The organism is Nocardia cyriacigeorgica GUH-2 (assembly GCF_000284035.1).
GTDB lineage: Bacteria > Actinomycetota > Actinomycetes > Mycobacteriales > Mycobacteriaceae > Nocardia > Nocardia cyriacigeorgica_B.
Genome location: NC_016887.1, coordinates 4,240,422 through 4,254,422, shown reverse-complemented (window position 1 = coordinate 4,254,422; position 14,001 = coordinate 4,240,422). Strand labels below are relative to the sequence as shown.

The 14,001-nt window shown below is 69.3% G+C and carries 15 protein-coding genes; 14 read left to right on the top strand and 1 reads right to left on the bottom strand.

Features of this window, described 5'->3' with window-relative positions:
* The first annotated feature begins 30 nt into the window (after positions 1–30).
* The 11 genes from NOCYR_RS19290 to dprA all read left to right on the top strand — a co-directional run bounded on the left by NOCYR_RS19290 (position 31) and on the right by dprA (position 10,732).
* A complete protein-coding gene (locus NOCYR_RS19290) occupies positions 31–888 on the top strand; it encodes a response regulator transcription factor (RefSeq protein ID WP_014352083.1) in 858 nt (285 codons plus the stop codon).
* Between the two features lie 79 nt (positions 889–967).
* The gene (locus NOCYR_RS19285) at positions 968–1,339 is read left to right on the top strand and encodes a VOC family protein (RefSeq protein ID WP_231855965.1); all 372 of its coding nucleotides are present in this window, start codon (positions 968–970) and stop codon (positions 1,337–1,339) included.
* Between the two features lie 140 nt (positions 1,340–1,479).
* The gene (locus NOCYR_RS19280) at positions 1,480–3,861 is read left to right on the top strand and encodes a Tex family protein (protein ID WP_014352081.1); all 2,382 of its coding nucleotides are present in this window, start codon (positions 1,480–1,482) and stop codon (positions 3,859–3,861) included.
* Between the two features lie 27 nt (positions 3,862–3,888).
* Positions 3,889–4,758 (top strand): hypothetical protein, encoded by an 870-nt coding sequence (locus NOCYR_RS19275; RefSeq protein WP_014352080.1) that lies wholly within the window; start codon positions 3,889–3,891, stop codon positions 4,756–4,758.
* Between the two features lie 186 nt (positions 4,759–4,944).
* Positions 4,945–5,286 carry a 50S ribosomal protein L19 gene (rplS, locus tag NOCYR_RS19270; protein ID WP_014352079.1) on the top strand — a complete coding sequence of 114 codons (342 nt, stop codon included), beginning with the start codon at positions 4,945–4,947 and terminating at the stop codon, positions 5,284–5,286.
* A gap of 114 nt (positions 5,287–5,400) precedes the next feature.
* Positions 5,401–6,198: a signal peptidase I gene (lepB, locus tag NOCYR_RS19265; protein ID WP_104359148.1), complete on the top strand. Its 798-nt coding sequence runs from the start codon at positions 5,401–5,403 to the stop codon at positions 6,196–6,198.
* A gap of 139 nt (positions 6,199–6,337) precedes the next feature.
* Entirely contained in the window at positions 6,338–7,072 is a 735-nt protein-coding gene (locus NOCYR_RS19260) for a ribonuclease HII (RefSeq protein WP_048834306.1), read from the top strand.
* Positions 7,073–7,115: 43 nt separating this feature from the next.
* The gene (locus NOCYR_RS19255) at positions 7,116–7,421 is read left to right on the top strand and encodes a DUF2469 domain-containing protein (protein WP_011210678.1); all 306 of its coding nucleotides are present in this window, start codon (positions 7,116–7,118) and stop codon (positions 7,419–7,421) included.
* Between the two features lie 112 nt (positions 7,422–7,533).
* On the top strand, positions 7,534–7,890 hold the full coding sequence (locus NOCYR_RS19250) for a YraN family protein (RefSeq protein WP_014352076.1): 357 nt from the start codon (positions 7,534–7,536) through the stop codon (positions 7,888–7,890).
* The gene (locus tag NOCYR_RS19245; protein WP_014352075.1) at positions 7,890–9,398 is read left to right on the top strand and encodes a YifB family Mg chelatase-like AAA ATPase; all 1,509 of its coding nucleotides are present in this window, start codon (positions 7,890–7,892) and stop codon (positions 9,396–9,398) included. The genes NOCYR_RS19250 and NOCYR_RS19245 overlap by 1 nt, the downstream gene beginning before the upstream one ends.
* Before the next feature lie 215 nt (positions 9,399–9,613).
* Positions 9,614–10,732 carry a DNA-processing protein DprA gene (gene dprA / locus NOCYR_RS19240; RefSeq protein ID WP_048834305.1) on the top strand — a complete coding sequence of 373 codons (1,119 nt, stop codon included), beginning with the start codon at positions 9,614–9,616 and terminating at the stop codon, positions 10,730–10,732.
* A gap of 345 nt (positions 10,733–11,077) precedes the next feature.
* Here dprA and NOCYR_RS19235 read toward each other — a convergent pair whose 3' ends face one another.
* Positions 11,078–11,344, bottom strand: a complete 267-nt coding sequence (locus NOCYR_RS19235) for a hypothetical protein (protein ID WP_148280691.1) — start codon at positions 11,342–11,344, stop codon at positions 11,078–11,080.
* Positions 11,345–11,535: 191 nt separating this feature from the next.
* On the opposite strand from NOCYR_RS19235, the gene NOCYR_RS19230 reads away from it, so the two are divergent.
* The 3 genes from NOCYR_RS19230 to NOCYR_RS29355 all read left to right on the top strand — a co-directional run bounded on the left by NOCYR_RS19230 (position 11,536) and on the right by NOCYR_RS29355 (position 13,497).
* Positions 11,536–12,459, top strand: coding sequence for a tyrosine recombinase XerC (locus NOCYR_RS19230; RefSeq protein ID WP_014352072.1), 924 nt, complete (start codon positions 11,536–11,538; stop codon positions 12,457–12,459).
* A 367-nt stretch (positions 12,460–12,826) separates the two neighbouring features.
* A complete protein-coding gene (locus NOCYR_RS19225; protein WP_014352071.1) occupies positions 12,827–13,192 on the top strand; it encodes a YidH family protein in 366 nt (121 codons plus the stop codon).
* On the top strand, positions 13,189–13,497 hold the full coding sequence (locus tag NOCYR_RS29355; RefSeq protein ID WP_014352070.1) for a DUF202 domain-containing protein: 309 nt from the start codon (positions 13,189–13,191) through the stop codon (positions 13,495–13,497). Before NOCYR_RS19225 ends, NOCYR_RS29355 begins: the two co-directional genes overlap by 4 nt.
* Positions 13,498–14,001: the final 504 nt, after the last annotated feature.

Below are 14,001 nucleotides of genomic sequence, written 5' to 3'. Positions count from 1 at the left end.
CGGCACTACCCCCGAAAAGGGGTGACTCCCATGACCGACCCCTCACCGCTGCTGCGCCCCCGCGACGGCGACGCCCTGCGCGCCGAGATCCGCCGGGTCGCGGGCGTGACCGGGGTCCCGGTGCTCTTCGGCGGCGAGGTGCACGCCGACACCCTGCTGCTGAGCGAATTCTTCGGCGTCCGCACCAACGGCCTGCGCGGGCTGTCAGTGCTGCGGACCTCCGGGCTGGGCGGGCAGGTGATGGACTCCGGGCGGCCCGGGCTGGTCGCCGACTACCGCAACGCGCCGACCATCACCCACCACTACGACGGCCCGGTGGTCGGCGAAGGCATCCGATCGGTCGTCGCCGTGCCCGTGGTGGTCGACGACAACCCGCGCGCGGTGCTGTACGCGGCCACCCGCGGCACCGGCGCCCTCGGCGACCGCACCGCGGACGCGTTGATGCAGGCCGGCCGCAGGCTCGCCACCGAGATCGCCATTCGCGACGAAGTGGACCGGCGGCTGCGGTTGCTGGAAGCCGCCTCGGCGCCGCCGCAGCCGAGCAGCGGCGTCGTCGTCGAAGAGCTGCGCGATATCCATGCCGAGCTGCGCGATATCGCGCATTCGGCCGCCGACGCCACACTGCGCGACCGGTTGCACGCCGTCGGCGCCCGGCTCACCCGAGCGCTGTCCGGCGAGCCCGCCGCCGACGCGCCACGGCTGTCGCGCCGCGAACTCGATGTGCTGGTCCAGGTGGCGCTCGGCTGCTCCAATCAGGAGGCGGCCCAGCGTCTGAGCGTCGGCCCGGAAACGGTCAAGAGCTACCTGCGCAGCGCGATGAACAAGCTCGACGCCCACTCCCGGCACGAGGCCGTCGTCACCGCCCGCCGCCTCGGCCTGATCCCCTGAGCCGCCGCGGAATTCGCCGTTCGCGCGCCCGTGGCCCCGCGTTCCCGGCATGCCCCGCGGCGCCTCTATACTCACCGCCGTGCCGCCGTTGCGAGTAGTCGGACTGTCCCTCGACAGTGCCGACCCCGAAACCCTTGCCCAGTTCTACCTGGATCTGCTCGGCGGAAAGACGCTGTGGCGCAAGGAAAGCAGTGTGGGTGTGCGGATCTCGTCGGGTCTGGCGCTCATCGCGCACCGAGTCCCCGACCATCAGCGGCCGGCCTGGCCGGGATCCTCGATCGTGCACCTGGACCTGGCCGCCGACGACGACCGCGATCTCGACGAATGTGTCGACCGCGCCGTCGAATTGGGCGCCAGCGTGGCACCTATGCAGCCCGGTGATCGGTGGCGGGTGCTGCTGGATCCGTCCGGCCACCCGTTCTGCATCACCACCGTGACGCCGCCCGAATAGGCCCAGCGCGGTCCGACGGCCCCGGCGCCGGTCGCCTGTCGGTAGGCGACGGTAGTGTGCGGGTCGTGACGACAGCGCCTGAGACCTCGAGTCCCGAGACGACCCGCACCGACCAGACCACAACCACCGGGGCAGCCCCGGTGGTGTCCGGTACCGTCAGCCGTCGCATCGCCGACGAGCTGGCGGTGCGCGAGAATCAGGTCCGCGCCGCCGTCGAACTGCTCGACGCCGGCTCCACCGTTCCGTTCATCGCCCGCTACCGCAAAGAGGTCACCGGCGGCCTGGACGACGCCCAGCTGCGCACCCTCGAGGAACGGCTGCACTACCTGCGCGAACTCGACGAGCGCCGGGCCGCGATCGTGGAATCGATTCGCGCCCAGGGCAAACTCGACGACGAACTGCACCGCCAGATCATGCTGGCCGAGACCAAGGCCCGCCTGGAAGACATCTACCTGCCCTACAAGCCCAAGCGGCGCACCAAGGCCCAGATCGCCCGTGAGGCCGGCCACGAACCCGTCGCCGACGCACTGATCGGCGACCCGTCCACCGACCCGGCGCAGTACACCGCCGAACAGCTCGACGGTGCGCGCGCCATCCTGGTCGAACGCTTCGCCGAAGACGCCGACCTGGTCGGTGAGCTGCGTGAACTCATGTGGCAGCGCGGCCAGATCCGCTCCACCGTGCGGGCCGGCAAGGAAGAGGCGGGCGCGAAGTTCGCCGACTATTTCGAATTCAGCGAGCCGTTCGGCAAGCTGCCCTCGCACCGCATCCTCGCGCTGCTGCGCGGTGAGAAGGAAGAGGTGCTCACCCTGCACCTGGAAGCCGACGCCGAGGAACCGCAGCCGGGCGAGCGCACCATCTACGAAGGCCGCATCGCGGTCCGCTTCGGCATCGCCGACCAGGGCCGCCCCGCCGACACCTGGCTGCTCGACACCGTGCGCTGGGCCTGGCGCACCAAGCTCCAGGTGAGCCTCGGCATCGACACCCGGATGCGGTTGCGGCAGGCGGCCGAGAAGGACGCCGTCGAGGTCTTCGCCGCCAACCTGCGCGATCTGCTGCTGGCCGCGCCCGCGGGCACCCGCACCACCATGGGCCTGGACCCGGGTTATCGCACCGGCGTCAAGGTGGCCGTGGTCGACGGCACCGGCAAGGTGGTCGCCACCGAGGTCATCTACCCGCACAAACCGCAGGGCCAGACCGAGAAATCGCTGGCCGTGCTGGCCGCGTTGGTCGCGCGGTTCGGGGTGGAACTGATCGCCATCGGCAACGGCACCGCCTCGCGCGAAACCGACGCCCTCGCCGCCGAACTCATCGCCCGCATCCCGGAGAACAAGCCCACCAAGATCGTGGTCTCCGAGGCCGGCGCCTCGGTGTATTCGGCCTCGGCCTATGCCTCCCAGGAACTGCCCGATCTGGACGTGTCGCTGCGCGGCGCGGTGTCCATCGCGCGCCGGTTGCAGGACCCGCTGGCCGAGCTGGTGAAGATCGACCCGAAGTCCATCGGGGTGGGCCAGTACCAGCACGACGTCTCCGAGACGCTGCTGGCCCGCTCGCTCGGCGCCGTGGTCGAGGACGCGGTGAACGCGGTCGGTGTGGACGTCAACACCGCCTCGGTGCCGCTGCTGTCGCGGGTCTCCGGCATCGCCGGATCGCTGGCCGAAAGCATTGTCGCGCACCGCGATCAGCACGGCCCGTTCCGCAGCCGCAGCGCACTGCTGGACGTGGCGCGACTGGGCCCCAAGGCCTTCGAACAGTGCGCGGGCTTCCTGCGCATCCGCGGCGGCGACGACCCACTCGACAACTCCGCGGTGCACCCCGAGGCGTACCCGGTGGTGCGGCGGATCCTCAACAGCACCGGCCGCCCGATCACCGAGATCATCGGCAACACCAGCGCGCTGCGGGCGCTGAGCCCGGCGGAGTTCACGGATGAGCGCTTCGGTGTCCCCACCGTCACCGACATCATCAGCGAGCTGGAGAAGCCGGGCCGCGACCCGCGTCCGGAGTTCAAGACCGCCGAATTCGCCGCGGGTGTGGAGAAGGTCGCTGATCTAGAACCCGGCATGGTGCTCGAGGGCGTGGTCACCAATGTCGCGGCCTTCGGCGCGTTCGTCGACGTCGGCGTGCATCAGGACGGGCTGGTGCACGTCTCGGCCATGTCGCACAATTTCGTGAAGGATCCGCGCGAGGTCGTGAAATCGGGGGACGTGGTCAAGGTGAAGGTGCTCGAGGTCGACGTCGCCCGTCAGCGCATCGGCCTGTCGCTGCGCCTGGACGACGAACCCGGCGCCGGTAAGCCCGAACGCGGTCGCGGGCCGGGGGAGCGCGGTCGCGGCGCCGACGGACAGGCCGGGCCGGGACGGGGTCAGGGCGGCAACCGTCAGGGGCAGAACCGGGGTCAGGGGCGTCAAGGGCAGGGTCAGGGGCGGCAGGGCCAAGGCCAGGGCCGCAATCAGCGTCGCGAGGCCGCCCCGGCGAACGGGGCCATGGCCGACGCGCTGCGCCGGGCCGGTTTCGGGAAGTAGTCACCACAGTCGGGAGCGGGGGCAGGCATGCGGCGATGGCTCGACGACGATGTGATCGCGCAGGGCCGGCTCCCGCTGCTGTGCTTCCTGCTCGGGTTCATCCTCGGCTTCCTGGTGATCCGGGTCAGCGTGCGGCTGATCCGGGCCCAGGTGCGCTGGTGGCCGGGCAACCTACGCGCCGGTGACACCCACATCCATCACATGGTGTTCGGGGTGATCCTGGTGCTCACCTCGGGCCTCGGGATGATCAGCACCTTCGACGACGGCAGCAGCGCCACCGGCGCCCTGCTGGCAGCCCTGTTCGGGGTGGGCGCGGCGCTGGTGCTCGACGAGTTCGCGTTGATCTACTACCTTCGCGATGTGTACTGGGAGGAACAGGGGCGCACCTCGGTCGACGCGGTGTTCGTGGCGCTGGCCGTCACCGGATTGCTGCTGCTCGGCTTCCACCCGCTGTGGCTGCTCGACATCAACGATTTCCGCCACGATCCCAGCATCGCCGCGCGGGTCCTGGTGGTGGTGTTCGCGGTGGTGAACCTCATCCTGGCGGCGATCGTGATCGCCAAGGGCAAGATCTGGACCGGGCTGTTCGGCATGTTCTTCCTGCCGCTGCTGGTCGTCGGGGCGCTGCGGCTGAGCCGGCCGGGAGCGCCCTGGGCCCGCTGGCGCTACGGCGACCGGCGCAGGCTGATGTACCGCGCCATCGTGCGGGAACGGCGCTACCGGCGTCCGGTGATTCGCGCCAAGATCTTCGTCCAAGACCTGGTGGCGGGCAAACCCGACGTCGAACACGTGCGCTCGGCCGCCGAGGCCGAACTGCAGCGCACCGTCGTGCCCGCCCCTCCGGCGCCGCACCGCCACCACGCGCTGTGGTCGCACGAGCGCGACACGCCGCACTGACGGGGCCGGTAGGGTGTAGGGCAGCCGAGGCGCACCGGCCGATTTCCGGCCGGCCCCGCCCATCTGGCACAATGCACAGGTTGCCCTGGGCGATATCGGCCCCGGCGCACCCCTTATTCGGAGCATGAACCGGTAGAGCACGTGCCGCCAGGTTCCTCTGTTCGCGCGAACTCCAGAAGGATGAACATGAACACCCTTGACTTCGTCGACGAGAAGTCGCTGCGCAGCGATGTCCCCGAGTTCCGGCCCGGTGACACCCTCAATGTGCACGTGAAGGTCATCGAAGGCTCGAAGGAGCGCATCCAGGTCTTCAAGGGCGTCGTCATCCGGCGCCAGGGTGGCGGTATCCGCGAGACCTTCACCGTCCGCAAGGTGTCGTTCGGTGTCGGCGTGGAGCGCACCTTCCCGGTGCACAGCCCCAACATCGACCACATCGACGTGGTGACCCGTGGTGATGTCCGCCGCGCCAAGCTGTACTACCTGCGCGACCTGCGTGGCAAGGCCGCCAAGATCAAGGAAAAGCGCTGAGCTGCTGCTCTGCGCCGCTACCCCGGTCCGTTCCGGAGCGGACGTAGCGCACAGAAATACCCGGATAGCCCGGCACCGCACGCATTCTCGCGGTGCCGGGCTAATCTGTTCGGCGTGGCAGACGAGAGTGGGCCGGTGACCGTGCCCGGTGCAGACGACGGGCAACCGCAGGGGCGTCGCGCACGGCGCGGCCGAGGCGGGCGCAAGGACAAGAAGCAGCGGCCCTTCTGGCAGGAGCTGCCGATCCTGCTGGTCATCGCGGCGGTCATCGCCGCGCTCATGGTGACCTTCGTCGGGCGGCCCTACGTCATCCCGTCACAGTCGATGGAACCCACCCTGCACGGCTGCGCCGGCTGCACCGGCGACCGCATCTACGTGCAGAAGCTCAGCTACTACTGGGGCGAGCCGCAGCCCGGCGACGTCGTCGTGTTCGTCGGCCCCGACTCCTGGAACACCCACTACCGCTCCATCCGCTCGGACAACCCGGTGGTGCGCGGAGTACAGAACTTCTTCTCCTTCTTCGGACTCGTCCCGCCCGACGAGAACGACCTCGTCAAGCGAGTGATCGCGGTCGGCGGGCAGACCGTGGAATGCTGCGACGCGCAGGGCCGGGTGATGGTCGACGGCAAACCGCTCGACGAGCCCTACGTCGAGGACGACTTCCCCTGGGTGCCCGGTGAGAAGAACGCCTCCTACCCGGTCGGACGCGTATTCGGCCCGGTCACCGTCCCCGAGGGGCACCTGTGGGTGATGGGCGACAACCGCAACGAATCCGCCGACTCGCGCGCCCACGTCGGCGACGAACTCCAGGGCACGGTCCCGGTGGACAACGTGCGCGGCAAGGCGGTGTTCAAGATCTGGCCGCCCGGGCGCATCGGGCCGGTCCGAGCGCAGGACCCACAGACCAACTGATGGCTGTTCGCGCGATAATCGGTCTGTGGGCTGTGTGGACCGGATCGACCTGCACGACTGGCCGGCGGTGACGCCGGTGGCTCGATCTCAGCGTCGCCTGCCGAGTGTGGAGCGCGTGAGCTGGCCGCCGCGTGTCGTCATGCGCAAGGCCGGCGGGCTGCGCACGCTCGAAGCAGCCTTGAATCGCAGCGGCCTCGGACCCGTCGCCGGCGTCGACGAGGCCGGCCGCGGGCCCAGCGCGGGCCCACTGGTGGTCGCGGCGTGCGTGCTCTCGCCCAAAGGCCATGACGCGCTGGCCGGACTCGATGATTCGAAGAAGCTCACCGAGGCGGTCCGCGAAGAGCTGTATCCGGTGATCACCCGGCTGGCGCTGGCCTGGCACGTGGTGGTGATCCCGGCCTGGGAGATCGACGCCATCGGCATCCACGTCGCCAATCTCGAAGGCATGCGCCGCGCGGTCGCCGGGCTGGGGCGTACGCCCGGCTACGTGCTCACCGATGGGTTCCGGGTGCCGGGCATCCCGGTGCCGTCGCTGCCTGTGGTGGGTGGCGATGCCACCGCGGCCTGCATCGCGGCGGCGAGTGTGCTCGCCAAGGTCACCCGCGACCGGATGATGGTCGAGCTGGATCAACGGCTGCCCGGCTACGGTTTCGCGGCGCACAAGGGCTACAACACGCCCGAGCACAATGCGGCGTTGCGGCAGCTCGGACCGTGTGTCGAACACCGGCGTTCGTGGCGCAATGTGCGTGAGCACGAGCCCGCGGGGGCGGCCGGAAGGCCGGTGCGGCACGAGGTCGTGGTGTCCTCCGGATCGGTCATCGTGGATCAGGTCACGTCCGACCGACTGGCTACCGAAGCGTTACATACGCGATGATGTCAGGACACGCAGTGTCGCGAGAAGGAGGACGTCCCACCCGATGAGCGCCGAGGACCTCGAGAAGTACGAAACCGAGATGGAGCTGTCCCTGTACCGCGAGTACAAGGACATCGTCGGGCAGTTCTCGTACGTGGTGGAGACGGAGCGCCGCTTCTACCTGGCCAATTCCGTGGAATTGCGCCCGCAGAACGCCGACGGCGAGGTGTATTTCGAGGTCCGGATGAGCGACGCCTGGGTCTGGGACATGTACCGGCCCGCCCGCTTCGTCAAGCATGTGCGGGTGATCACCTTCAAGGACGTCAATATCGAGGAGCTGGAGAAGCCGGATCTGCGGCTGCCGGAGTAGCACGCCCGCGGGCGCCAGCCCCTAGTTATCCACAGCCGGGGTTATCCCCAGGTTTTCTGTTTTCCCAGGTCAGCCGAATCAGGTGGGACCGCCGGCGGCCCATGCTGATCCGGTGGCACACAACTTGGCGCTCGGCGCACACGGGGAAGACCTGGCGGCACGGTATCTGGAAGCCGCGGGCATGGACATCGTCTGCCGGAACTGGCGTTGCCGGTACGGCGAACTGGACCTGATCGCACGCGAAGGCGATATCACCGCCTTCATCGAGGTGAAAACCAGAACGGGCCTCGGCTTCGGCACACCGGCGGAGGCGGTGACCTTCACCAAACGCCAGCGCATCCGCAGGCTGGCGCTGCTGTGGCTGTCCGAACAGGACGGGCCCTGGCAACGCATCCGCTTCGACGTGGTCTCGGTACTGGTGGCCCGCGAGCGCGAACCAGTGATCGAACACCTGAAAGCGGTGTTCTGATGGCCTTGGGGCGGGCCTGTTCGGTCGCGGTCAGCGGCGTCGACGGGCAGATGGTCGAGATCGAGGCCGATATCGGTCAGGGCCTGCCATCGGTGCACCTGGTCGGGCTACCCGATACCTCGCTGCAGGAATCCCGCGACCGGGTGCGCGCGGCGGTCGCCAACTCCGGCGAGAAATGGCCCGACGGACGGGTGATCCTCGCGCTCTCGCCCGCGACCCTGCCGAAAGTCGGTTCCGTCTACGACGTCGCGCTGGCCGCGGCGGTCATGGATGCCGCCGATGCCATCCCATCCAAGAAGCTCGCCCACACGGTGCTGCTGGGCGAGTTGGCCCTGGACGGGCGGGTCCGGCGGGTGCGCGGCATCCTGCCCGCCGTGCTCGCCGCCAGGAAGGCCGGATGGGCGACGGTCGTCGTCCCGGAATCCGCCCTACCGGAGGCCGGGCTGGTCGACGGCATCGAGGTGCTCGGCGCGGCGACACTACGCAGCATGTTGGCGTGGTTGCGCGGCGAAGCCGACCTGATCGAACCCGATCGCAACCTGCCCGACCAGCCGCGCGTCATCGGAGATCTCAGCGAGGTCGTCGGCCAGCACGAAGCGCGCTGGGCACTCGAGGTCGCTGCGGCGGGCGGGCACCACATCCTGTTGACCGGACCACCGGGAATCGGCAAGACCATGCTGGCCCAGCGGCTGCCCGGATTGTTGCCACCGCTGTCGGAAGCCGAGGCACTCGAGGTGACCGCGATCCATTCCGTCGCAGGCACACTCTCCGGCGACCATCCGCTGATCACCATGCCGCCGTTCGTCGCACCGCACCACTCCACCTCGGCGACAGCAATGGTGGGCGGCGGTTCCGGATCGGCCCGACCCGGTGCCGTCAGCCGGGCTCATCGCGGTGTGCTGTTCCTGGACGAATGCGCCGAGATCGGCACGAAAGTCCTCGAAGCCATGCGAACACCGTTGGAGGAAGGCGAGGTCCGCATCGCCCGGCGCGACGGAGTAGCCCGGTACCCGGCCCGCTTCCAGCTGATGCTGGCCGCCAACCCCTGCCCGTGTGCGCCGGCCCGCGATGTGGATTGCATCTGCGCGCCGCTCGCCCGACGCCGCTACCTGGGTAAACTCTCCGGCCCCTTGATGGATCGCATCGATATCTGGGTGCAGATGTACGCGATGGCGGGCGGCACCTTCGGCGCCGAGGAATCCGAGAGCAGCGCCGTCGTCCGCGAGCGAGTAACCGTAGCCCGCCGCGCCGCCGCCCACCGCTGGCGCGAATTCGGCTGGCTCACCAACGCCGAGGTCCCCGGACATGTACTCCGGCAACGATTTCGCCTGCCGCCAGAGGTCACGGACCCGGTCGAAGCCGGCCTGCGGATGGGCAGGCTGTCGGCCCGCGGAGCCGACCGGGCCATCAGAGTGGCGTGGACGATCTGCGACCTGCGCGGCGGGGACATACCGAGCGCGCAGGACGTCATGCAGGCGTTGAACTTCCGTCAACGAGGCGCGCAATGACGGCGGCAGGTCTCGAGGTGCCTGACGACCGGTCCGCTGATACGGACCTGCCCTGTTCGGTGGCGGGTGTGAAGGCTCGCGACGAGGCTGCTGGTGCGGACACATCGTGCTCTGGGGTGCTTGGTCCGGGCAGTCGTGAGGAGGCCTTGGATGCGGTTGCCTCGCGTTGTTCGGCGCTCGGCCCGGAGGGGCGTGACGAGCGCGAGCAGCGGTTGCTGGCGTGGGTGTATCTGTCTCGGGTGGTGCTGGGGCCTTGTGCGCCGTTGACGGCGTTGATCGACTCGGTGGGGGTGCTGGAAGCTGCGCGGGCGGTGCGGGAATGCCGGTTGCCGCAGGTGTTGCGGGCGGCGACGGCTACTCGGCGTGCGGTCGACCTGGCAGCCGAGGACGTCGAGCGCGTCCGGAGATTGGGCGGGCGGGTGGTGACGCCGGAAGATCCGGAGTGGCCGGCGTGGCGCTTGCTGGGGTTGCGCCAACTCGAACCCGGGCGCGATGCCGACGGGGCAGTGCCGTTGGTGCTGTGGGTGCGCGGGCCGATGTCGCTGCTCGGCGCGAGCGAACGAGCGCTGGCCGTAGTGGGCGCGCGATGCAGTACCGGGTACGGCGATCGCGCGACGGGAGAGATCGCCGGCGCGCTCGCGGCCAAGGGCTGGACCATCGTCTCCGGCGCCGCCTTCGGCATCGACGCCATGGCCCATCGTGCCGCCCTCGCGGTCGGCGGCCCGACGATCGCGGTCCTGGCCTGCGGTGTGGACCGGCCGTATCCGGCCCAGCACGATCGGCTGATCGCGCAGATCGCCGAAACCGGACTGGTGGTCAGCGAATATCCGCCCGGCACCGCGGCACGCAAACATCATTTCCTGGCGCGCAATCGGCTGGTCGCCTCGCTGTCCGACGGCGTGCTGGTGGTCGAGGCCGGGCTGCGCAGCGGGGCGCGCAACACCGTGAAATGGGCTCGCCGCCTGGGGCGTCCAGCACTCGCCGTGCCCGGGCCGATCACGTCGGCGTCCTCGGTCGGATGTCACCGGATGATTCGTGAGGGTGAGGCACTACTGGTCACCGGGGCCGAGGAGGTGATCGATGAGGCCGGACCACTGCGGCTGTCGCTGCCCACTGAAAGAGCCGCTGATCCGGGTGACGAACTCGCCGGCGACCAGCAATTGGTATACGCGGCGCTACCAGCTGTCGGCTCACGCGTCCCACACGAGTTGGCCACGCGAACCGCGCTGCCGGTGGCTACAGTGCGGGCGGTACTGGCCGAGCTGGAGCTCTCCGGACTGGTCGGGCTCGGCGCAGAGGGCTGGTTCCGGGTGCGCTTCGATCCCGCGCCATGAGCTGCCGGCTGAGCTCGCGTTGGCTGTTGCGGTCAGCTTCTGGCAGAGAGTGGTTCCAGAGGCGCTTCGATACGGGATCGTGGCGCGCCAGTGAGCTCGAGTTCGCTGGGGTCGGTCTCCGGGAGCAGGTGATTTCGGGTGCGCTTGGGCGGGTCGGGAGGTGCCGGATGAGCTGCGTTCGCATTGGCCGGTATCGGTAGGGGAGTTGGACTGGGTGCGCATCGATTCCGGATCGTGAGGTGGTAGCCGAGCTGAATCGGCCTGTCCTTGGTCCACGCGGTGTTCCGGGCCTGCACGACCCGGAACACCGTCGTGAGCTATGCGACGGGGTATGCGGCCCCTGCCTCAGTCGATACGGACGGAGGCGCCGTAGACCTGTGTCTCTGTGCCGGGTTCCACTTCGTCGGTTATTCCACCTGTGCAGCCGGGCTGCGAATAGATGACGGCGAGGCCGCCGGTGGCATTCTCGATATAGAACCGGGCGGGCCGTGGGTGGACCTCGTAACAACCGCTGGGATTCTCGTGCTCGGTGCCGTTGATGACGAGGAATCCGTCGGCCCCGGAGGCGGGTCCTGCTGCGGTGAGGATCAGTGTTCCTGCGACAGCACACACAGTTGCGATATGACGCACGGGTGGTCCCTTTCTGTGAGCATCGGTGAATCGACTGATCGAACCGGGCAATCTTCGCAGGACGGACATCGGATCCGCGGTAGGTCAACGCTCGGATCAGGCAAAACGGGTTGTGAGCGGGGAATCGGCGCGCCGACTTGCCAACCTCTGGTGTGGCGGGTGACGGTGGATGAATGGATGTGCTGCCCGAGGACCTGGAGGCATTGCTGGCCGAGTACGGGCGGACGCTGCGGCTGGGAAGCAATCGCTCACCCCATACCGTGCGGGCCTACGTCGCGGACGCGCGGTCGCTGCTGTCGCATCTGGTCCAGCGGTCGGCGGATTCCTCGGTGCGGGAAATGGATCTGGCCTTGTTGCGCTCCTGGCTCGCAGCGCAATCCGCCGCGGGTGCTGCCAGGACGACGATGGCGCGCAGGTCGTCGTCGGCGCGTACCTTCACCGCCTGGCTCACCAGGACCGGGCGGTTGAGCGTCGACCCGGGATTGCGGCTGGGCTCGCCGAAGGCGCATCGGGTATTGCCCGCCGTCCTGGGTAAACAGCAGGCTGCGGCGGTGATGGATGCCGCGGAATCCGGTGCGGTGCAGCGTGATCCGATAGCGTTGCGGGACCGGCTCATTGTCGAGCTGCTGTATTCGACCGGAATCCGGGTCAGTGAGCTGTGCGGACTCGACATCGATGATGTGGACCGGGAACGCCGGCTGGTGCGAGTCCTGGGTAAAGGCAACAAAGAACGGTCGGCCCCGTTCGGCACCCCGGCCGACGAAGCGATCGGCAATTGGCTGCGCTTCGGCCGCCCCGACTTTGCCACCGCTGAATCCGGTCGCGCGTTGCTGCTGGGCCGTCGCGGCCGCCGCCTCGATCCCCGCCAGGCCAGAACCGCGGTGCACGAGGTGATTTCGGCCATTCCCGGCGCACCGGACGTGGGTCCGCACGGCCTGCGCCACACCGCCGCCACCCACCTGCTCGAAGGCGGCGCCGACCTGCGGGTGGTCCAAGAGTTGCTGGGTCATGCCAGCATGGCCACCACTCAGCTCTACACCCACGTCTCGGTGGAGCGGCTGAAGAAGGTGCACGACCAAGCCCACCCGCGCGCATGAGAGGGACAGGCCCATCCCCGGTGCAGGAGGCGACTCAGGTGTCCGTAGGTTCCCGACTACCCGGCCGGAGGCCCAGCGGTCACGGCGACCGTGCCGAGCCGTCAGGATCGTTGAGTCCGAGCCGGATTCGACAGCCCATGGACGGCCTGGCCCAGCGGCCTTTCCCGACCTATTCGACAGAGAGCGAAAGTCCACCCCGCACCCGTCGATACCGGTCTCGATGGTGCCGATCAGCGCGGTTTATGGCCCGGCGGCGGCCAGAGAGTCCTGTGCGGGCTGAGGATCTGCACACCGGCAATTCGGACAGTCGGCACGGCCTCGGCCGGGCACGCGGCGGCGGCGAACGGCTCGGGCGAGCGGGGGCGCCATGACCCTGCCCACTCCCGATGCCGAATCCGACGATGGCGAGGACGAGATCGACTACCGCTTCACCCTCGCCAACGAACGCACCTTTCTGGCCTGGATGCGAACCTCGCTCGGATTGCTCGCGGGCGGTGTCGCCGTGCACACCCTGGTGCAACCGTTCCATCTGGCCGGGTTCCGGCGCGCGATCGTGCTGAGCTGCCTGGCTCTGGCGCTCGTGCTCGCCGTCGGTGCCTACGGCCATTGGCGCCGCGTCGGTGACGCGATGCGCAAGGGGCGCCCACTGCCCGGCACCGTGCTGGTCCCGATCCTCTCGGCCGGGATCACAGTCGTCGCGATCCTCGCAGCCGTCGCGGTGATCCTGCGATGACGCCTCCCGCCCTGGCCGCCGAGCGCACCGCATTGGCCTGGCGCCGCAGTGCGCTGGGCGCCACCGCGGTGTCCATGCTGCTGCTCAACACCGCCGTCGCCGACGGCTGGCGCCCCACCTCGATCGCACCCCTAGCCGCCGCCCTCACCATGGCCGTGCTCGCCGTCGTCGGCACCTTGCGCAGCCACGACCTGCGCCACGGCCGAAACCGCCACGCCACCCTCGCCATCCGCCTGACCATGGCCTCGACAGCCCTCACCGCCCTGGTCGCGGTAATCATCGCGGCAACACACCCGCTTCGCTGACGAGCAACACCCGTGCCCTCGCCGCCCACGACCGCACCGCATCCGGCTCGGCCCCGCCCCGACCCCGAATGACAAGTCACGGCTTGGCGCAGCGCCTGAGCTCATGCTTTCGACGGCTTGCGCTCGGACGGCGGGTCACGGCATCGCGCTCCGCCCCAGCTCGTGCGTTCGACGACCCTGCTCCAGATGGCGAGTCACCGCACCGCACGGCGCCCGAGCTCGAGCATTCGACGGCCCACGCTCGGATGATGAGTCATGCCATGGCACCGCGCCTGAGTTCGCTCGTCCGGCGGCCTTCGACTGTGGTGGCGAGTGGCAGCATCGCACCGCGCCCGTGGTCACGAATCCGACGGGCCCGGCTCGGACGGTGAATCACGGCATCGCGCCCGAGCCTCCCGCATTCGACCGCCCCGGCTCCGGACGGCGAGCCACGAATCGCACCGTATCCGAGCTCACGCGTTCGCCCGCCCGGACGGCGAGGACGGCACCGAATCGCGTGGCCTG

Bases quoted from the DNA above. Each gene is read 5' to 3' on its own strand.
- NOCYR_RS19290 (WP_014352083.1), top strand. From the start codon at position 31: ATGACCGACCCCTCACCGCTGCTGCGCCCCCGCGACGGCGACGCCCTG.
- NOCYR_RS19275 (WP_014352080.1), top strand. From the start codon at position 3,889: ATGCGGCGATGGCTCGACGACGATGTGATCGCGCAGGGCCGGCTCCCG.
- rplS (WP_014352079.1), top strand. From the start codon at position 4,945: ATGAACACCCTTGACTTCGTCGACGAGAAGTCGCTGCGCAGCGATGTC.
- NOCYR_RS19260 (WP_048834306.1), top strand. From the start codon at position 6,338: ATGCGCAAGGCCGGCGGGCTGCGCACGCTCGAAGCAGCCTTGAATCGC.
- NOCYR_RS19255 (WP_011210678.1), top strand. From the start codon at position 7,116: ATGAGCGCCGAGGACCTCGAGAAGTACGAAACCGAGATGGAGCTGTCC.
- NOCYR_RS19245 (WP_014352075.1), top strand. From the start codon at position 7,890: ATGGCCTTGGGGCGGGCCTGTTCGGTCGCGGTCAGCGGCGTCGACGGG.
- NOCYR_RS19230 (WP_014352072.1), top strand. From the start codon at position 11,536: ATGGATGTGCTGCCCGAGGACCTGGAGGCATTGCTGGCCGAGTACGGG.
- NOCYR_RS19225 (WP_014352071.1), top strand. From the start codon at position 12,827: ATGACCCTGCCCACTCCCGATGCCGAATCCGACGATGGCGAGGACGAG.
- NOCYR_RS29355 (WP_014352070.1), top strand. From the start codon at position 13,189: ATGACGCCTCCCGCCCTGGCCGCCGAGCGCACCGCATTGGCCTGGCGC.